Raw genomic sequence first — 19,654 nt, 5'->3', positions numbered from 1 at the left:
TTTCGGTCCGCCTGTGCTACATTGCCGGGGTTTTCAGCCAGGATCCGCCATGAAGTTCGACATCGACACCCTAGGGATCATCCGCTCTCCCTACAAGGAGAAGTTCGCCATCCCCCGCCAACCCGGCCTGGTCAAATCGGCCCGTGCCCGCCTGGAGTTGCTGCCTCCCTACGATCAGCCGGACGTGCTGCGCGGCATAGAGCAGTTTTCCCACCTCTGGCTCAGCTTTGTGTTTCACCAGACCATGGCCCAGGGCTGGCACCCGACGGTGCGTCCGCCACGCCTCGGCGGCAACGAGCGGGTCGGGGTCTTTGCCACCCGCTCCACCTTCCGCCCCAATCCTCTCGGCCTCTCCGTGGTCGAGCTGCACGGGGTGGGCCGCGAGCGGGGCAAGCTGTGGCTCGACCTCGGCGCCGTGGATCTGCTGGACGGCACCCCCGTGGTCGACATCAAGCCCTACATTCCCTATGCCGACAGCCTGCCCCAGGCCCGGGGTGGCTTCGCCCCCGAGGCCCCCACTCCGCCGCTGGCGGTGAGCTTCAGCCCAGAGGCGGAGCAGCAGCTCATGCCCTGGCTCAAGACCCACCCCGAGCTGCGCCAGCTGGTGAGCGAGGTGCTGGCCCAGGATCCCCGTCCCGCCTACAAGAAGGGCAAGCCGGACGACAAGGAGTACGGGGTCCGGCTGTTCGAGCTCAATGTGCGTTTTCGCATCCGCGAGCCAGACTGCCTGGTGTCGGCCATAGAGCCCGCCTGATCCTCTCCTCGCCAGCCCAGGCCCATAAAAAAACCACCCGCTCGGGTGGTTTTTTGCTGCCGCCGCCGGATGGCGGCACTCAGCGACGCTGCAACAGCAGGCTGCCGATGGAGTAACCAGCGCCGAAGGAGCAGAGTACCCCGCGGGCCCCGCTCGGCAAGTCCTGGTTGAACAGGTGGAAGGCGATGACGGAGCCCGCCGAGCTGGTGTTGCCGTAGCTGTCCAGGATCACCGGTGCCTCCTGCTGGCTGGCGTCATGACCCAGCAGCTTGCGGCCGATGAACTGATTCATGGTGAGGTTGGCCTGATGGAGCCAGAGGCGGTTCAGCTCCCCCGCCTGCCAGCCCTGCTCCCCCAGCTGTTCCTCTATCTGTGTGCACACCAGGGGCAGCACTTCCTTGAACACCTTGCGCCCCTGCTGGCGGAACAGCTTGTCATCCCCATAGCGGGTACGCGGGCTGAAGCGGTTCAGGAAGCCGAAGTTGTTGCGGATGTTGTTGGAATACTGGGTCACCAGCTTGCTGGCCACCAGTTGCCAGGGGTTGGCCACCTTGCAATCTTCTTCCCGCTCCAGCAGCACGGCGGTGCAGGCGTCACCGAAGATAAAGTGGCTGTCTCTATCGCGAAAATTGAGATGCCCAGAGCAGATCTCGGGGTTCACCACCAGGGCCAGTCTGGCGGTACCGGCCGCCAGCAGATCCGCCGCCGTCTTGATGCCGAAGGTAGCTGAAGAGCAGGCCACGTTCATGTCAAAGGCCATGCCGCTCGCCCCCAGATAGTGCTGCAGCTCGATGGCAAGCGCCGGGTAGGGACGCGGCATGTTGGAGGCCGCGACTATGACCAGATCTATCTCCCCCGGCTCGCGACCGGCGGCGATCAGCGCCTGCTCGGCGGCGGCCACCGCCATCTCCACCATGATGGAGGGCTGGTCATCGGGGCGCTCCGCCAGCAGGGGCTGCATGATGTCCGGATCCAGCACCCCCTCCCTGCTCACCAGATAGCGACTCTTGATGCCGGACGCCTTCTCGATGAACTCGCAGCTCGAATGCTGCTTGGCGGGCAGTTGGCCGGCGTCGATGGCGGAGGCATTCTCCTCGTTGTAGAGATCCACATACTGGTTGAAGGCCGCCACCAGCTCTTCATTGCTGACGGCAAAGGGCGGGGTATAGAGGCCTGAGCCACTGATTACGATAGAGGTCATCTTTGCTCCTGCCCGGGTGCAATCCCGGCTTGTCTGTTTTTTAGGGGTCAGAGGGTCACAGCTGGTCGATCGCTCTGGCGAGACCAGCCAGGGTCAGCGGGTGCATGCGCCCGCCAATCACGTCATTCATCAGCCTGATGGAGGGGTGCCAGAGCCACTCCTGCCTGGAGACAGGGTTGATCCACACCAACCTGGGGAAGTGGTGCTGCAGTCGCTCCAGCCACACCTGGCCGGGCTCCTCGTTCCACTGCTCCACGCTGCCACCGGGCCAGGTGATCTCGTAGGGGCCCATCTTGGCGTCCCCCACCAGGATCACCCGATAGTCGCTGCCGTAGGTGCGCAGCAAGCTCAGGGTGTCGACGCGCTCCTGGGCGCGACGGCTGTTGTCCTGCCAGACGACGTCATAGAGGCAGTTGTGAAAATAGAAGAACACCAGGTGTTTAAACTCGTGGCGCAGAGCACTGAAGAGACGCTGCACCTCGGCCACGTGGGCATCCATGGAGCCCCCCACATCGAAGAACACCAGCAGCTTGACCCCGTTGTGGCGCTCGGGTCTGAGCTTCACATCGAGCCAGCCCTGGCGGGCCGTGCTCTGGATGGTGTCGTCGAGATCCAGCTCCGAGGGATTGCCCTTGCGCACCCAGCGCCTGAGCTTGCGCAGGGCCAGCTGGATGGCCCGCTGGCCGAGCGGCGAGTCGTCGCTGAAGTTGCGATAGTGGCGCGCCTCCCACACCTTGGTTGCCTTGCCATGCCGGCCCTCGCCTCCCATGCGGATCCCCTCGGGGTGGAAGCCGCCATGGCCGAACGGACTGCTGCCCCCGGTGCCCACCCACTTGTTGCCGCCGGCGTGGCGCGCCTTCTGTTCCCGCAGGCGCTGGTTGAGGGTCTCCAGCAGCTTGTCGAGCCCGCCGAGGGATCCGAGCAAGGCTTTTTCCTCAGAGCTCAGCAGCCGCTCGAACTCCTGGCGCAGCCAGTCGTCCGGCAGCGTCTCGGGCAGCAAGGGGATGGCCTCCAGCCCCTGGTAGTACTCGGCGAAGGCGCGATCGAAGCGATCATAGTGAGCCTCGTCTTTCACCAGCAGGCTGCGGGACAAGCGATAGAAGTCGTCCATGTCCACGCTGGCGAGTCCGGCCGCCAGGGCTCCGTGGAGATCCAGCAACTCGCGCAGGCTGCAGGGCAGCTTGTGACGGCGCAGGTGAAGGAAGAAGTCGATCAGCATTCAGCCGCCGCTACGCGCCAGGAAGGCGAGCTTCTCGAAGAGGTGCAAGTCCTGCTCCGTCTTGAGCAGGGCACCATAGAGGGCGGGCACCAGCTTGCCGGGCTCCCGGCTGCGCAGCGCCTCGGGGGCGATGTCATCGGCCAGCAGCAGGCGGATCCAGTCCAGCAGCTCGGAGGTGGAGGGCTTCTTGCGCAGCCCCTCCACGTTACGCAGCTCGAAGAAGAGATCCATCGCCTCGCCGAGCAGGCTCTCCTTGAGGTCGGGATGGTGCAGCTGGACTATGGCCTGCATCTCGGCCTTGTCGGGGAAGCGGATGTAATGGAAGAAGCAGCGGCGCAGGAAGGCGTCCGGCAGCTCTTTCTCATTGTTGGAGGTGATGATGACCACGGGACGCTGGCGCGCCTTGACGCGCTCCCCTGTCTCATAGACGTCGAACTCCATCCGATCCAGCTCCAGCAACAGATCGTTGGGAAACTCGATGTCCGCCTTGTCGATTTCGTCGATGAGCAGCACCGGCCTCTGCGAGGCAGCGAAGGCCTGCCACAGCTTGCCACGGCGGATGTAGTGATTGATGTCCCCGACCCGCGGATCCCCGAGCTGGGAGTCCCGCAGCCGGGCCACCGCATCATATTCATAGAGCCCCTGCTGGGCCCTGGTGGTGGACTTGATGTGCCAGCTGATGAGGTCGGCACCGAGCGACTCGGCCACCGCCTCCGCCAGCACCGTCTTGCCGGTGCCCGGCTCACCTTTTATCAGCAGCGGCTTCTCCAGCACGATGGCGGCATTGACGGTCATACTCAGTGACGTTGATGCGAGATAGCGATCGCTTCCTGCAAATCCCATGAGATCCATTCCTTTGGTCGCAGGAGAACCCCGGGGGTCCTTCGGCGAGAGAGAATAATTTCTATATGTTGTAATAACATATTGTTATAACGATTCGTCACTTCTCATTCAGAAACCACAGGGTAATCTTGTTTCATCGCCTTAACAAACACAGGGATAGCACCATGAGCAAAATTTTTGAGGACAACAGCCAGACCATAGGCAACACCCCGCTGGTTCGTCTCAACCGTGTTACCAAGGGCCGCGTGCTGGCCAAGATCGAGAGCCGCAACCCGAGCTTCAGCGTCAAGTGCCGGATCGGCGCCAATCTCATCTGGGATGCCGAGAAACGCGGCGTGCTGACCAAGGGCAAGGAGATCATCGAGCCTACCAGCGGTAACACGGGCATTGCCCTGGCGTTCGTGGCTGCGGCCCGTGGCTATCCCATCACCCTGACCATGCCGGCCACCATGAGCCTGGAGCGCCGCAAGCTGCTCAAGGCGCTCGGTGCCAACCTGGTGCTGACCGAAGGGCCGCTGGGCATGAAGGGCGCCATCGCCAAGGCCAACGAGATCCTGGAATCCGAGCCGGGTAAGTATGTGCTGCTGCAGCAGTTCGAAAACCCCGCCAACCCCGAGATCCATGAGCAGACCACAGGTCCCGAGATCTGGGACGCCACCGACGGCGAGGTGGATGTGTTTGTGGCCGGCGTCGGCACCGGCGGCACCATCACAGGGGTCTCCCGCTACATCAAGCAGACCAAGGGCAAGGCCATCGTCTCCGTGGCGGTCGAACCCTCCGAGTCCCCCGTCATCAGCCAGAAACTGGCGGGTGAAGAGATCAAGCCCGGTCCCCACAAGATCCAGGGCATAGGCGCCGGCTTTATTCCGGGCAATCTGGACCTGACCCTGCTGGACCGCGTCGAACAGGTGAGCAGCGAGGATTCCATCGAGATGGCTCGCCGTCTGATGGAAGAGGAAGGAATACTGGCCGGTATCAGCTCAGGCGCCGCCGTGGTGGCTGCCGCCCGTCTGGCCGAGCTGCCGGAGTTCGAGGGCAAGACCATCGTCGTCGTGCTGCCGAGCGCCGCCGAACGCTATCTCTCCAGCGCCCTGTTCGCCGGCGTGTTCAGCGAGCAGGAACTGCAGCAGTAATTGATCGTCTTACATCAAAACAGCGGCGCCCCTGGGGCGCCGTTTTCATTATGCGCTAAACTCAGTAGCCATCAGTGTCAGTCGACCCCTTATTTTTTGGGGTAAAATAACAAACTTGGGTCTGACAAAAAAAGCAGACATTCTGTGATAAATCTCATATCCTGTGCCGCGTCACGAGGTGTTTACCGGCTAGGTATCACAAGGTAACAAAGTGTTATTTTTCGTTATAAATTAATTTCAGGCCAGTCCTGACGCGGCTTGCAGCCTGATAACGAAAAGACTTAGCCTGGACGCCGAATACTGCACAGAAAATTGACCTGGATTAAACCATTGCAGGTCTGATTTCGTTACTTTACAACATATCCATACTGACACGGTGAGACAGGAAGCCTCATTAGCGACCATCTCTCCACACAATATCAATAATATGGGGTGAAACCATGTACGAGAAGTCTGTTGTTATTACTGCTGAAAACGGCCTGCACACCCGTCCCGCAGCTCAGTTCGTGAAAGAAGCCAAAGAATTCCAAAGCGAGATCACTGTGGTCTCCGGTGGCAAATCCGCCAGCGCCAAGAGCCTGTTCAAGCTGCAGACCCTGGGCCTGACCAAAGGCACCAACGTGACCATCCAGGCCGACGGCCCGGACGCTCAGAAAGCCGTTGAGAAGCTGGTTGCCCTGATGGACGAGCTGGAGTAATCCAGCTTTACTCCTCCCCCACAGTCGTTTTAATAGGAAGGATTATGATATCTGGCATTCTTGCGTCCCCCGGTATCGCATTCGGTAAGGCGCTTCTTCTGAAAGAAGATGAAATCGTTATCAATCAGGGCAAGATTTCTGCTGACCAGATTGACGTCGAGATCAACCGCTTCCTCGAAGCCCGCACCAAGTCAGCCGCACAGCTGGAAGCCATCAAAGAGATGGCCGGTCGTACCTTCGGTGAAGAAAAAGAGGCCATCTTCGAAGGCCACATCATGCTGCTCGAAGATGAGGAGCTGGAAGGGGATATCAGATCCTTCATCAAAGACAACAAGGCGTCCGCCGACAAAGCCATCTATGAGGTGATCGAACAGTACGCCAAGATGATGGCCGAGCTGGATGACCCTTACTTGCGCGAACGCGCCACCGACTTCCGTGACATCGGTACCCGTCTGGTGAAGAACGTGCTGGGCATCGCCGTTGTCAACCTGAGCACCATAGACGAAGAGGTCATCCTGGTCGCCAAAGACCTGACCCCGTCCGAAACCGCTCAGATCAACCTGAAATACGTGCTGGGTTTTGTTACCGACATCGGTGGCCGTACCTCCCACACCTCCATCATGGCCCGCTCCCTGGAGCTGCCGGCCATCGTGGGCACCAACGACATCACTGCGCGCGTCAACAACGGTGACATGCTGGTACTGGATGGCATCAACAACCAGATCATCATCAACCCGACCGCAGAGCAGCTGGCTGAAGCCAAGAAATTCCAGGCCCAGTTCCAGGCCGAGAAGGACGAACTGGCCAAGCTCAAAGACCTGCCCGCCATCACCCTGGATGGTCATCAGGTCGAAGTCTGCGCCAACATAGGTACCGTCAAGGATACCGAGGGTGCCATCCGCAATGGCGCCGAAGGCGTGGGTCTGTACCGCACCGAGTTCCTGTTCATGGATCGTGATGCGCTGCCGACCGAAGAGGAGCAGTTCAAGGCCTACAAAGAAGTGGCAGAGGCCATGCCGGATCAGCCGATCATCGTCCGCACCATGGACATCGGCGGCGACAAAGAACTGCCCTACATGAATTTCCCGAAAGAGATGAACCCCTTCCTGGGCTGGCGTGCAGTGCGTATTTTCTTCGATCGCGAAGACATCATGCACGCCCAGCTGAAGGCCATACTGCGCGCCTCTGCCTTCGGCAAACTGCGCATCATGTTCCCGATGATCATCTCCGTCGAAGAGTTCCGCAGCCTCAAGGCAACCGTGGAACAGCTGAAGGCCGAACTGCGTGCCGACGGCAAAGCCTTTGATGAATCCATCGAAGTGGGTATCATGATCGAGACCCCGGCTGCTGCCGTGATGGCTCATCATCTGGCCAAGGAAGTGGATTTCTTCAGTATCGGTACCAATGACCTGACCCAGTACACCCTGGCCGTCGATCGTGGTAACGAGATGATTTCCGCCATGTACAACCCGCTGTCACCCTCCGTCCTGACCCTGATCAAGATGGTAATCGACGCTTCCCATGACAATGGCAAGTGGACCGGTATGTGCGGTGAACTGGCTGGTGACGAACGCGCCACCCTGCTGCTGCTGGGTATGGGTCTGGATGAGTTCTCCATGAGCGCCATCTCTGTACCGCGTATCAAGAAGCTTATCCGCAACACCAACTTCGAAGATGTGAAGGCAATGGCAGACCAGGCACTGAGCTATGCGACCGCCGCCGAAATCGAAGCCTGTGTAGATAACTTTATTAAGCAGAAGGCAGTCTGCTAAGATCGGCTGCAAACAGCGACAATCATCTCTAGGAGCTTTTACTATGGGTCTGTTTGATAAACTGAAGAAACTGGTCTCCGATGACAGTTCTGACACCGGCGGCATCGAAATCTTTGCTCCGCTGTCTGGCGAAATCGTGCCGATCGAAGATGTGCCTGACGTTGTCTTCGCCGAGAAGATCGTTGGTGACGGCATCGCCATCAAGCCGGCTGGCAACAAGATGGTTGCACCGTGCGACGGCACCATCGGCAAGATCTTCGAGACCAACCACGCGTTCTCTCTGGAATCCGACTCTGGTATCGAGCTGTTCGTTCACTTCGGTATCGACACCGTCGAGCTGAAAGGCGAAGGCTTCACCCGCATCGCCCAGGAAGGTCAGAAGGTCAAGCGCGGTGATACCATCATCGAGTTCGATCTGGCCGTACTGGAAGCGAAGGCGAAGTCCACCCTGACTCCGGTCGTCATCTCCAACATGGATGAGATCAAAGAGCTGATCAAGATGACTGGCGCCGTGACCGTGGGCGAGACCCCGGTTATCCGCATCAAGAAATAATGCGCCGCTGGCGGGTGCCAGCTGCCGCAACAAAAAACCGAAGCCCCTGGCTTCGGTTTTTTTATGGGCGGCGCTCGCCCCTCTCCCAACAAAAGGCCCCGGTGACAGGGGCCTTTTGCCATGGACGCACATCATCCTCAGGGCAATACCACCCGGCTCTCCCCCCCACCGAGGGCCTCGACCCTTATTTGCACGCCGATCCGCTCCACCAGAGTCTGAACGTGGGAGATGACCCCGATCTGGCGGCCCGCCGCCTGCAGGGAGTCCAGGCTGGAGAGCGCCAGATCCAGGCTGTCCGGATCCAGGGTGCCAAACCCCTCGTCGATGAACAGCGACTCGACCTGGGTCTGGCGGGAGGAGAGGCTGGATAGTGCCAGCGCCAGGGCCAGCGACACCAGGAAGCTCTCGCCGCCGGAGAGGGAGTCCACGGAGCGCACCTCGTCCCCCATGTCCAGATCCACCACTTGCAGCGCCAGATCCGTGCCGGGCACCCGCTCCAGCCGATAGCGCGGCGACAGCTCGCCAAGCTGGGCGTTGGCCTCCAACAATAGACGTTCGAGCGTGAGGCTCTGGGCGAAGGTGCGCAGCTTGGCGCCGCTGGCGGAGCCGATAAGCTCGGACAGTTGCTGCCAGTGATCCGCCACCGCCTGCTGGGCCGCCAGCGCCTCCTGCAGACTCCCCGCCTTCAGCGCCGCGGCCTCGGCCTGGGCCAGGGTGCTCTTGCACTGGAACAGCTGCTCTTCCAGCTCTCGGCAATGGGCCTCGCAGGCCCCCAGGCGCTCGGCAAGGGCCTCGGCCGTGAGGGCGGTCAGCTCCCCATGATGCTCCCGATAGCGAGCCAGCTTGGCCTCCTCCTGGGCCAACGCCCGCTGACGCTCGGTCAGCCGGGTGCGGGCCTCGGCCAGGGCATCGTCCAGGCGCTGCAAGGCGCTGCGGCGAGCCCTGAGCTCATCCGGCGTGATCGCCAGCAGTCGACGCAGATCATATTCGGCGATGCCAAGGGTGCCGGCATGGGCCGCCCAGCGCCCCAGCGCCTCACGGCGACGACGGCTGCTCACCTGCTTGTCCTGCTCGAGATGGGCCAGCCTGGCCTTGAGCTCGGTCTGCTTCTCCCGGGCGACCCGCAGCGCCGTCACCGCCTCCTCGAGCTGGCTGGCCGCCAGTTGCAGCCGCTGCTGCCACTCCTGCTCGACCAGGGCTATGGATCGGCCTTCGAGGCAGGCCTCCCGGCTGGCGAGCAGCCCCTGACGCTGCTGCTCATGCTCCTTGTAGTCGCGCTCCAGCTTGTGCAGCAGCTCGTTCTGGCTCTGCACCCGCGCCTCCTGGGCGCTCAGGGCCGGGGTCAGAGTGGCCAGCTCGCCGCCCAGTTGCTCCCACTCACTCTGTCCACGCAGATACGCCTCGCAGGTCTGCTGCCACTCCTGCCATTGCCGGCTGCCAAGCCACTGGCGCCAGGGCTCTGCCCCCATCTGTTCATCGAGGCGGGCCTCCCCCAGTGCCAGGCGCTGGCGCAGTGACGCCTCCTGTTCGGCCAATGCCTTCAGCTCGGCCTCCCACTCAATCCTTTGCCGCTCAGCCTCCTGCCACTGCTGCTCAAACTGCTGATGGCGGGCGGTCAGCTCGGTCAGCTGGTTGCGCAGCCCCAGCAGCCTCTGCTGCCCCTGCTGGGCCTGCTGCAGTTTCTGCTGCCCGGCCACGAGATCCGACTCCAGAGCCTCCCCCTGTGCCAGCAGGCGAGCCAGCAGCTCGGTCCACTGCGCCGGGCTTTGCCGCAAGGGCAGCCCCTGCCCCGGCAGGGCATCCCCTCCCAGTTGCAGCCAGCGCAGGGCAAACTGCTCGGACCGTGCCTCCAGCTCGGGTTGATGCTGCTGACGGACGGCCAGCTGACGCGCCAGCTCGACCCGCTCGCTCTCCCCCTGAATATGCTGATGGTTGAGCTGCTCCCACTCCAGATCCAGCTGGCGGACACGCTCGGCCAGTTGCGCCAGTATGCCGGCCACCTGGGGCTGGCTTCGGGTGTAGGGATGCTCCTCGGCACCGCAGAGCGGGCAGGGCGTCCCGTCGCTCAACACGTGACGATACTGCTCGAAGCTCGCCACGGCGCGGGCCTGCTCCAGGGCATGGCGCGCCTCCCCGCGCTGAGTGGCAAGCCGCGCCAGCGCCGGCGCCAGCTCCTCATGCTGGGCCCTCAGCCGGGCAAGATGCAGCTCGAGCTGCGCCATCTCCTGCAGCAAGCGCTCCTGCTGTTCGCTGTGGTTGCGGCCCGCCTGGGCCAGCTCCAGCAGTTGGCGAACCCGGGCCAGTTGCTCGGTCCGGGCCTGACGCTGCTCCTGCGCCCTGGCCACCTCTGCGTCCCACTCCTGCCCCTGCAGCTCATCGTGCTGCTGTTGCAATCGGGTACGCTCCTGCTGCCAGTAGTCACGCTCCTGCTGCCCCAGCGCCAGCCGGCTGACGAGATCCCGTAGGGCATGACCCTTGTGCTCGCGGATTTGCAGCACGCGCTGCAACTGCTCTCTGTCCGCCGCCCAGTCCTGGATGGCCGCGAGCAAGGGCTGCCACTGACGCGCCAACGGGGCCAGGGCCTTACGCTCCTCGAGCCAGAGAGCCCACTGCTGACGGCGCACCGTCAGGGCCTCGACCCGGCTCGCCTGCTGCTGCCACTCCTGCTGCAGCGCCTGTTGCAGGGCCCGTGCCTGGGTCCCCTGCTGCCGGGTCTCCTGCAACTGCTGGCTCTTCTCCTTGAGCCGGGTATCGAGCTCCTGCGCCCGCTTGAGCTCGGGTTGCAGGGCGCCCCACTCCCGCTCTGCGGTAATCTTGTCGGCCAGCAGCTGCTGCTCGCGCAGCGCAGCCTGCTGCAACACGGGTTCAACCTGCTCCAGCTGGGACGCAAGCTGGCCTATCTGCAGCTCCTGCTGCTGCACCTCCAGGGTGAGGCGGGCCAGTTCGTCGTGATCGGCGCGGGCCACCTGGGCCTGCTCGGCGCGGGCAAACTCTTCCCGCCCGGGCGCCGCCTCGCCGTGGGCCGCCTCCGCGGCGGCCAGCGCCTCCTGTCCCTCCCGGCAGGCCTGCAACTGGGCGGCAATCCGTCCGTTGAGATCCCGCAAGTCCTGCAACAGCTGACGCTGCTGCTGCTCGTGCTTGAGGCTGGTGGAGAGACTCAGCTGCTGGGCGACCCAGTGCTCGCGCGTCTCGTCGTCCATCAAGGCCACGTCGCCGAGCCGCTGCTGTATGGTCGCCAGCGCCTGCTGCTCGGCCCGCGCCCGCTCATGGGTCTGGATGGAGATGGCGGAGTAGAGCTCGGTGCCCGTCATCCGCTCGAGCAGGGCGGAGCGCTCATCGGCGCTCGACTTGAGGAAGGCGGCGAACTCCCCTTGGGGCAGGATGACGGCGCGGCGGAACTGCTCCCAGGAGAGGCCCACCAGCTCGTCGATGCGATCCTGCAGCTCCCGCTTGCTGCCACTGAACACCTGCCCCGATTCGACGTCGGTCAGGCTGCGCTCCTGGGCCTGGAAGCGCCCCTCGGAGCGATTGCGGGCACGGCGCACCGCCCAGCGCGCCAGCCAGATGCGGCCGTCGCAGCCGCGAAACTGCACCTCGGCACAGCCACTGGCGTGGCCACGGCTCAAGATGCCGCGCACGTCGTTGGCCTTGAGCTTCTCTTCGTCATCCGCCCTGCCCACTTCGGCCACGTGCTTGCGATTGGCGATAAAGCGCGGCATCTCGTCATAGAGGGCGAGGCAGATGGCGTCGAGCAAGGTGCTCTTGCCCGCGCCTGTATTGCCGGTGATGGCAAAGAGCCCGGCGGCGCCCAGCGCCCCCTTGGTGAAGTCGATGGTGAAAGCCCCGGTCAGGCTGGCCAGGTTCTCCCCTGCCAGAGACAAGATTTTCATGAATGGCACTCCTTCATCCGCATCTCTTTATGCTCGGGGCGGCTTGTTCCCGCCTGGCCCTCACCGGAGCGCAACAAGATTTTCATGAGTTGGACTCCTTCACCTGCTCCAGGATCTCTTCAAACGACGCCACCAACTCGGCCGCCGGCTCCCCCTCGAACTGCCGCTGATAGCAGAGGCGGAACACCTCCGTGGGAGCGAGCTCATCCAGCCTGCGCCGCTCGCGACCATCGGCCAGCCCCGCCCCCGAGCCCTGATACTGGGTGCTGATGCGGGCCAGACGCACCGGCTTGCCCGCCATGGCCGCCAGAATGCGCTCGCGGATGCGCGCCTCGGGTTTGGGCAGCAGCAGCCGCACCTCGAGGAAGGGCTGCGCCTCCTGGGGACACTCGGGCAGGGAGAGCGCCTCTATGGCGTTCAGCGCCTCCTCGAGCGTGCCCTGGGGCAGGCGGATCATCTCCACCGCACGGGGCACAGGGATCCGTTCCAGCCCCGCCAGCTTGCCCCCCTCAAACGTCACCTCCAGCACCTGGTGGTTGTAGTTGGCCTCGGCCAGCGACAGCGGCAGCGGCGAGCCGCTATAGTGCACCCCCTCGGCCGGGCTCTGGGCCAGATGGAGGTGGCCAAGGGCCGTGTAGTCGGCGGTGGCGAAGATGTCGGCAGGCAGGGCGTGCTGGTTGCCCCCCAGCACCCGCCGCTCGGAGAGCTCCGAGAGTTGGCCCGCCGCCAGGTAGGCGTGGCCCATGGCGATAAGGGCCTGGCCGGGCTCGCAGCGCGCGCGGCCTTGCGTCAGCACGTCCTGATAGATCTGGCGAACCCCCTCGATCAGCCGATCCTGCCCCTCTTCGAGCGGCTCCACCCGCAGATCGCTGCTGCGAAGAAAAGGCACGGCGGCGCACCAGGCGGCCACCTTGCCCTCCCTGTCTTGCAGCGGCACCAGCAGGCGATCGGTTTCGAGCCTGCCCTCCCCGTCCCGGCTGATGCTGCCCACCAGGTGCAGGTCGAAGGCCCGCAGCAGCTCGTGGGGGGCGTCCAGCTTGGAGGGGGAGTCGTGGTTGCCACCGATCAGCACCATGTTGAGACGGGGCATCTCGGCGCGCAGCCTGGCCAGGAAGCGATAGAGCTGCTGCCAGGCGCTGGCGGGAGGATTGGCGGTATCGAACAGATCCCCTGCAACCAGCAGGGCATCGATCTGCCGCGTCTTGATGGTGTCGGTCAGCCAGTCGAGAAAGGCATCGTGTTCGAAGCGGCGTTCATGACCATGGAGTTGATGGCCAAGGTGCCAGTCGGCTGTGTGCAGGATCTTCATGAAAAACGGCTCGAAAGATAAGAGGGGAGGTGCCAGTGGTACCCGATGAGGACAAGATGAGGATACGCCCCTCTTTTTTCAAGCAAAACAGGCCGCTGACGTCAGATTCAGACGGGCTGGCAATGCATCTCATACTGGGGATGACCGGTCAGGGGATCCGAGACTTCATTCCCGATCCTGAATCCGTGGCGGCGATAGAAGCGCACCGCCGGCTCGTTTTCCACGAAGACCCGGGTATGGAGCGCGCCCCCCTGCTGCTTGGCCTCCTGCAGCAGGGCATGGCCGACCCCGCGCCCCTGGCGGTCGGGTCGCACGAAGAGGGCGGCCAGGTAGTCATCCACCAGGGCCATGAAACCGAGCAGCTCGCCGCGCTCCTCGAACACCCAGATGCGGGCATGGTCGAGGTAGCGGGTACGCAGCTCCTCCTGAGCCTGCCACCAGCAGGAAGCGTCAACGAAATCATGGGCCTGCAAGGATGCCAGCAGCCAGATCTCGACGATCTCTTCCATGTCTTCCGGCCGGCTCGCTCTCAACATATTCGCATCCTTGTTAACAATTTGAACACTCGCAGTCTAGGGGAGTTCGATGACAAGACGGGCGGTCAAGATGAGGCCATGTGAAGTCGATCGCCCTTTATTTAGCGAGAATGATTGGCTGATCACAAAGCGCCTCTCTAGTACAATGCCCGCCGGACAATCTATGAGACCGAGGACGCCATGTGGTTTAAAAACCTGCAGATTTATCGCTTTACCCGCCCCTTTGACCTGACCGTGGATCAGCTGGAAACCCAGCTCGAGGCCTGTGCCTTCACCCCGTGCGGCAGTCAGGACATCTCCCGGTTCGGGTGGGTCAAGCCCCTCGGTAAATTCGGCTCCACCCTGACCCATTCAGCCTCCGGTCACATCCTGCTCTGCGCCCGCAAGGAAGAGAAGATGCTGCCGGGCACAGTAGTCAAGGAGATGCTGGCGGAGAAGGTGGAAGCGATCGAATTCGAACAGGGCCGCGCCCTCAAGAAGAAGGAGAAGGAGGCGCTGAAGGAGGAGATCATGCATACCCTGCTGCCCCGCGCCTTCAGCCGCACCAGCCAGACCTTCGCCTGGATAAGTCCCGCCGACAACCTGATGGTGGTGGACGCCGGCTCCGCCAAGAAGGCGGACGATCTGCTGGCGCTGCTGCGCAAGAGCATAGGCACCCTGCCGGTGGTGCCGGTGGCCCTCAAGAACCCGCCCGAGATCACCATGACCGAGTGGCTCAACGAGGGTAATCTGCCCGCCAGCTTCACCCTGGAAGACGAGGCCGAGCTGCGCAGTGCCATGGAGCACGGCGGCATCATCCGCTGCAAGCAGCAGGATCTCATGAGCGAGGAGATCAAGAATCACCTGGCCAACGACAAGCTGGTGACCAAGCTGGCCCTGAACTGGGGCGAGACCCTGAGCTTCGTGCTGGGGGACGATCTCTCCATCAAGCGCCTCAAGTTCAGCGAGGAGCTGCGCGAGCAGAACGACGACGTCACCAGCGAGGATCCCGCCGCCCGTCTGGATGCGGACTTCGCCCTGGTGACCGCCGAGCTGGCCCAGTTCATCCCGGCGCTGTTTGCCGCCCTGGGTGGTGAAGAGCAGTCCCTCTGAGTTGTCCCCTGCCTGTAAAAAAACCGCCTCGGCGGTTTTTTTTATTCCGGGCTGCCCCGCCGACGCGCAGGAACACCGCCCTCATAGCGCGCCGCGGGCCTGCAACAGCCGGTGCAGCCGCTCGGCCAGGGTGCCATATCCCTGCGCGTTCAAGTGCACGGTGTCGGACTTGAGCCCGGGAGTGCGCAGCAGCTCGCCAAGGCTGTCGTTGTCCAGCACCAGCCCGTACTGCTCTGCCAGCTCCCCGTACAGGGGGGCGCCGTCAGCAAACAGGGACTTGCGAGGCACGGCCACCAGCAGCACCTGGGCACCGCTGCCCTGCACCGCCTCTATCATGGCGGCGAGATTGGCCTTGAGCGCCCCCTCCCCGCTGCCGTGCAGTATGTCGTTGCCTCCCTCCAGCAGTATGACCAGAGCGGGCCTGTGCTCGGCCAGCAACCCGGGCAGGCGGGCCCGCCCGGCCCGGCTCAACTCCCCCGAGACCCCGCCATTGATGACGGGGTGACCGCTCAGGCTCGCCAGTACGCTGGGGTAGCTCTGGGCCGGGTTGACCCCGCGCCCCTCGGTCAGGCTGTCTCCAAATGCCAATATGGTCTCCCCCGCCGCCAGGGGTCTAAGCCCTGGCTCCCCGCAGGCGGCCAGCAGCAGGCAGAGCAGCCCCGTCACGCAACGCCTCACCAGCTCCTCTCTGTGCATCCTGGGCTCCTCCTTGATATTTTTGTAACCATATGAGTATAAAGACAATCTTTCAATCGGGCTCCAACTGTGCCACATTTCGACGAGTGTACAAGAAACCGACAAGGAGCCTGTCATGTCCCTCAAACCCCTCGCCCTGCTGGTCGCCTTCGGCCTGCTCACCGGCTGCGCCCCCCAGAGTGCCTTTCATTATGCCCCCCCTCCTCAGACACTGATCGCCCCGGAGGCGGCCAGCGGCTGGACCGACAAGGCGGGCTGGCAGGGGCGCGACTTCATGGTGGCCGCGGCCAACCCGCTGGCGGTGGATGCGGGCTACCAGATCGTCAAGGCGGGAGGCAGCGCCGTCGATGCGGCCATCGCCGTCCAGCTGGTACTGACCCTGGTGGAGCCGCAATCCTCCGGGATCGGCGGCGGCTCCCTCATGCTGGTGTGGGATGGCAAGCAGGTGGCGGCCGTGGATGGCCGTGAGACGGCACCAGCGGCGGCCACGGATCAGCTGTTCATGAAGGACGGCAAACCCATGGCGTTCTATGACGGCGTGGTGGGCGGTCGCTCGGTCGGCGCCCCCGGCACGGTGCGCGCCCTGGCCCTGGCCCACGAGCGTTATGGCAAGCTGCCCTGGGCCAGCCTGTTCGAACCCGCCATCACCCTGGCAGAGCAGGGCTTTGTGATAAGCCCACGCCTGGCCACCCTGCTCGCCAAGGATCCCTATCTGGCCAAAGACCCCGAGGCCAGGGCCTACTTCTACCAGGCGGACGGCAGCCCCAAGACGGCGGGCACCCGCCTCACCAACCCGGCACTGGCCGGGGTACTCAGGACGCTGGCACGGGACGGTGCCGATGCCTTCTATCGAGGGCCCATCGCCGAGGCCATGGTGGCCAAGGTGCACGCCCATCCCACCAACCCCGGGGTGCTGAGCGCCGCGGATCTGGCCAGCTACAGCGCCAGGCTGCGGGACGGCCTCTGCTTTGACTATCGCCAGAGCGAGGTGTGCGGCTTCCCGACCCCCTCCTCGGGCACCCTGGCCCTCGGCCAGATCTTCGGCATGCTGGAGAGCCGAGACATGGCAGCGCTCAAACCCGTGCCCGGACCGGATGGCCGGCTGGCCGCCTCGAGCGAGGCAATCCACCTTTACAGCGAGGCGGCGCGGCTCGCCTTCGCCGATCGCAACCAGTACGTGGCCGACGGCGACTTCGTCGCCGTGCCGGTGCGCGGCATGCTGGACAAGGGCTATCTCGCCGAGCGGGGTCGACTCATCGGCGCCAGGTCCATGGGCATCGCCCAACCGGGCACGCCGCCGCAGGCACTGGCCCGTGGCCAGGATGCCACCCCCGAGCTGCCCTCCACCAGCCACGTCTCCATCGTGGATGGAGACGGCATGGCGGTCTCCATGACCAGCTCCATCGAGGACGGCTTCGGCTCCCGGCTGATGGTCAATGGCTACCTGCTCAACAACCAGCTCACCGACTTCTCCTTCACCTCGGTGGATGCCGCCGGCCTGCCGGTGGCCAACCGGGTGGAGCCGGGCAAGCGCCCGCGCTCCTCCATGTCGCCCCTGCTGGTGTTCGACAAGCAGAGCAAGCAGCTGGAGATGAGCCTGGGCTCCCCGGGTGGCTCGGCCATCATCAACTACGTGGGCAAGGCGCTGCTCGGCACCCAGGACTGGGGGCTGAACCTGCAGCAGGCCATCAACCTGCCCAACTTCGGCAGCCGCAACGGCCCCACCGAGCTGGAGCAGGGGCGCACGCCCGAGGTCGTTATCCAGGGACTCAAGGCCAGGGGTCACGAAATCGTGCTCAGCGAGCAAACCTCGGGCTTGCAGGGGGTACAGCGCAACGCCACCGGCTGGTTTGGCGCCGCAGACCCGAGGCGGGAGGGGATTGCCAGGGGCGAGTGATCCCTTGGCGCGCATCAACGGAGGCGGCCCGGAGGCCGCCTCAATCATCTGGGCTCCCCGGCGAGCCAAAAACCCATCAAGGATTGATTACTCCTGCCAATATTTACCGGGAAAGACTATTTAATCACCCATAAAACAATGTTTTATATGAGCTTGAAGTCAAATTAGATCTGAAACTTGGATAAGTGTTGCTCGAGAAGTAAAAATACATTATTTTTCAATGGAAACGGCATCTGTTGTCCCCAAGATATTGTGCTTGATGCGGCCAACTTCTGTCTCTTTCGCCCCCTGCTCATTGACAGCTGCCCTCTTCGCCTCCTGGTGATCTGGTAGCCCCTGACTGCCATTAGCGAGGTGACGACATGGACCATTCACTCCCCCTGATAACAACCTTGGTTGGCGGCTTCGTGCTCGCCTATCTCTTTGGCATGCTGGCTCAACGCCTGCGCATCTCCCCCATGGTGGGTTATCTGGCGGCCGGGGTCGTGTGCGGCCCATTCACCCCCGGCTATGTAGCCGATTTGAGACTCGCCCCCGAATTGGCGGAGATCGGCGTCATTCTGTTGATGTTTGGCGTCGGCCTGCACTTCTCCCTGAAAGATCTACTCTCGGTCAAACACATCGCCATCCCGGGCGCCATAGTGCAGATCACCCTGGCGACCCTGCTCGGGCTCGGCCTCTCCCAGTTGCTCGGCTGGAGCATCACCGCCGGCCTGGTGTTCGGGCTGGCACTCTCCACCGCCAGCACAGTGGTGCTGCTGCGGGCGCTGGAGAGCCGGGGGCAGCTGGATACCAAGGAAGGGCGCATCGCCATCGGCTGGCTTATCGTCGAGGATCTGGTGATGGTGCTGGCCCTGGTGCTGCTCCCCATACTGGCGAACCTGCAGACCGGAGGCGAGACCCTGACCCTGGCCCATGTGCTCCGGGATCTGGGCTTCACCCTGGCCAAGGTGGCCGCCTTCATCGCACTGATGACCATAGGGGGCCGCCGCCTCATCCCCTGGATGCTGGCCCGCACCGCCGCCACCGGCTCCCGCGAACTCTTTACCCTGGCAGTGCTCTCCTGCTCCCTGGGTATCGCCTTCGGGGCGGTCAAGCTGTTCGGTGTCTCCTTCGCCCTCGGCGCCTTCTTCGCCGGGGTAGTGATGAACAGCTCCCACCTCAGCCACAAGGCCGCCAACGATACCCTGCCGCTGCAGGATGCCTTCGCCGTGCTCTTCTTCGTCTCTGTGGGCATGCTGTTTGACCCCACCATCTTGCTGCGCGAGCCGCTGGCGGTGCTGGCAACCCTCTTTGTCATCGTCATCGGCAAGTCGGTGGCAGCCTTCGCCATAGTGCGCCTGTTTGGCCACAGCCTGCGCACGGCACTGACCATCTCGGCCAGCCTGGCCCAGGTGGGGGAGTTCTCCTTCATCCTGATGGGGCTGGGTGCCATGCTCGGCTTGGTACCCGATGTGGCGCGCGATCTGGTGCTGGTAGGCGCCTGCTTCTCCATCATGCTCAATCCACTGGTGTTCAACCAGGTCGAGCGCTGGCTAAGAAGCAAGCCTGAGCCCCGGGTCGAGACCGGTACTTCCCTCTGTCCCCTGCACGGTCATGTGGTGGTGGTCGGGGCCGACGCCATCGGCAGCCATTTGATTCGGCAGTTGCATGAGCAAGGAAGGGAGATGGTAGTGATAGATCCGGATGAGCAGTTGCTGGAACCCTGGCGCGCTCAGGGGATCACCTGCCTCGCAGGCCACCCCATCCAGAACGACCTGCTCTCGGTGGCGCTCCCCGATGCCAGCTGGTTGCTCATCACCCTGGATGACAGCCTGCTGGCCGGAGAAATTGCTGCGAGAGCCCGTGAACAGGGAGACCTGCTGCGCATTGCCGCCTGTGGTCACCAGGCGGAAGAGGTGCATCACCTGCTGATCCGCGGCGCCCATCAGGTGGTCCAAAGTGAAGAGGAGGCGGCGCGCCGTCTGTGCCAGCTGGCAACGCACGCCTCCTGACGACCCCCTCGAGCGCATCCATCGCCCGACCGGTTTGCGCATATTGGCACAAATAAAACCCGGGCCT

At 63.4% G+C, this 19,654-nt stretch carries 15 protein-coding genes; 8 read left to right on the top strand and 7 right to left on the bottom strand.

Annotation, left to right across the window (positions count from 1 at the left end):
* Positions 1-49 precede the first annotated feature (49 nt).
* Positions 50-754, top strand: coding sequence for a tRNA (N6-threonylcarbamoyladenosine(37)-N6)-methyltransferase TrmO (gene tsaA, locus AAHB08_RS04050; RefSeq protein WP_139437552.1), 705 nt, complete (start codon positions 50-52; stop codon positions 752-754).
* Positions 755-833: 79 nt separating this feature from the next.
* Here tsaA and AAHB08_RS04045 read toward each other — a convergent pair whose 3' ends face one another.
* Genes AAHB08_RS04045 through AAHB08_RS04035 form a run of 3 tightly spaced genes read right to left on the bottom strand, consistent with a single transcriptional unit; the run spans position 834 to position 4,017 of the window.
* Complete coding sequence (locus AAHB08_RS04045; protein WP_342058170.1) at positions 834-1,955, bottom strand: beta-ketoacyl-ACP synthase III; 1,122 nt, start codon at positions 1,953-1,955, stop codon at positions 834-836.
* A gap of 55 nt (positions 1,956-2,010) precedes the next feature.
* The gene (locus AAHB08_RS04040) at positions 2,011-3,174 is read right to left on the bottom strand and encodes a vWA domain-containing protein (RefSeq protein WP_342058169.1); all 1,164 of its coding nucleotides are present in this window, start codon (positions 3,172-3,174) and stop codon (positions 2,011-2,013) included.
* Positions 3,175-4,017 (bottom strand): AAA family ATPase, encoded by an 843-nt coding sequence (locus AAHB08_RS04035; RefSeq protein WP_342058168.1) that lies wholly within the window; start codon positions 4,015-4,017, stop codon positions 3,175-3,177. It lies immediately after the preceding gene.
* Between the two features lie 164 nt (positions 4,018-4,181).
* Here AAHB08_RS04035 and cysK point away from each other — a divergent pair, with 164 nt between their 5' ends.
* From cysK to crr, 4 genes are all read left to right on the top strand, one after another.
* Positions 4,182-5,150, top strand: coding sequence for a cysteine synthase A (gene cysK, locus AAHB08_RS04030; RefSeq protein ID WP_342058167.1), 969 nt, complete (start codon positions 4,182-4,184; stop codon positions 5,148-5,150).
* A 440-nt stretch (positions 5,151-5,590) separates the two neighbouring features.
* Positions 5,591-5,848: an HPr family phosphocarrier protein gene (locus tag AAHB08_RS04025; protein ID WP_005303128.1), complete on the top strand. Its 258-nt coding sequence runs from the start codon at positions 5,591-5,593 to the stop codon at positions 5,846-5,848.
* 44 nt (positions 5,849-5,892) lie between these two features.
* Positions 5,893-7,620 carry a phosphoenolpyruvate-protein phosphotransferase PtsI gene (gene ptsI / locus AAHB08_RS04020; protein ID WP_139437541.1) on the top strand — a complete coding sequence of 576 codons (1,728 nt, stop codon included), beginning with the start codon at positions 5,893-5,895 and terminating at the stop codon, positions 7,618-7,620.
* Between the two features lie 43 nt (positions 7,621-7,663).
* Positions 7,664-8,173: a PTS glucose transporter subunit IIA gene (gene crr / locus AAHB08_RS04015; protein WP_005325875.1), complete on the top strand. Its 510-nt coding sequence runs from the start codon at positions 7,664-7,666 to the stop codon at positions 8,171-8,173.
* Between the two features lie 137 nt (positions 8,174-8,310).
* On the opposite strand, the gene AAHB08_RS04010 is transcribed toward crr, so the two are convergent.
* From AAHB08_RS04010 to AAHB08_RS04000, 3 genes are all read right to left on the bottom strand, one after another.
* The gene (locus tag AAHB08_RS04010; protein ID WP_342058166.1) at positions 8,311-12,063 is read right to left on the bottom strand and encodes an AAA family ATPase; all 3,753 of its coding nucleotides are present in this window, start codon (positions 12,061-12,063) and stop codon (positions 8,311-8,313) included.
* An 82-nt stretch (positions 12,064-12,145) separates the two neighbouring features.
* Positions 12,146-13,372 carry an exonuclease SbcCD subunit D C-terminal domain-containing protein gene (locus AAHB08_RS04005; RefSeq protein ID WP_342058165.1) on the bottom strand — a complete coding sequence of 409 codons (1,227 nt, stop codon included), beginning with the start codon at positions 13,370-13,372 and terminating at the stop codon, positions 12,146-12,148.
* 107 nt (positions 13,373-13,479) lie between these two features.
* On the bottom strand, positions 13,480-13,908 hold the full coding sequence (locus AAHB08_RS04000) for a GNAT family N-acetyltransferase (protein ID WP_005331882.1): 429 nt from the start codon (positions 13,906-13,908) through the stop codon (positions 13,480-13,482).
* A gap of 180 nt (positions 13,909-14,088) precedes the next feature.
* On the opposite strand from AAHB08_RS04000, the gene rdgC reads away from it, so the two are divergent.
* A complete protein-coding gene (gene rdgC, locus AAHB08_RS03995) occupies positions 14,089-15,000 on the top strand; it encodes a recombination-associated protein RdgC (protein ID WP_139437535.1) in 912 nt (303 codons plus the stop codon).
* 81 nt (positions 15,001-15,081) lie between these two features.
* On the opposite strand, the gene AAHB08_RS03990 is transcribed toward rdgC, so the two are convergent.
* Entirely contained in the window at positions 15,082-15,696 is a 615-nt protein-coding gene (locus tag AAHB08_RS03990) for a GDSL-type esterase/lipase family protein (protein WP_342058164.1), read from the bottom strand.
* Positions 15,697-15,811: 115 nt separating this feature from the next.
* On the opposite strand from AAHB08_RS03990, the gene ggt reads away from it, so the two are divergent.
* Positions 15,812-17,593: a gamma-glutamyltransferase gene (gene ggt / locus AAHB08_RS03985; RefSeq protein WP_342058163.1), complete on the top strand. Its 1,782-nt coding sequence runs from the start codon at positions 15,812-15,814 to the stop codon at positions 17,591-17,593.
* 362 nt (positions 17,594-17,955) lie between these two features.
* Complete coding sequence (ybaL, locus tag AAHB08_RS03980) at positions 17,956-19,587, top strand: YbaL family putative K(+) efflux transporter (protein ID WP_342058162.1); 1,632 nt, start codon at positions 17,956-17,958, stop codon at positions 19,585-19,587.
* Positions 19,588-19,654: the final 67 nt, after the last annotated feature.

The sequence above is a fragment of the Aeromonas sp. OTU364 genome, from assembly GCF_038440395.1.
Lineage (GTDB): Bacteria > Pseudomonadota > Gammaproteobacteria > Enterobacterales > Aeromonadaceae > Aeromonas.
This window is presented reverse-complemented; position numbering and strand designations above follow the sequence as displayed.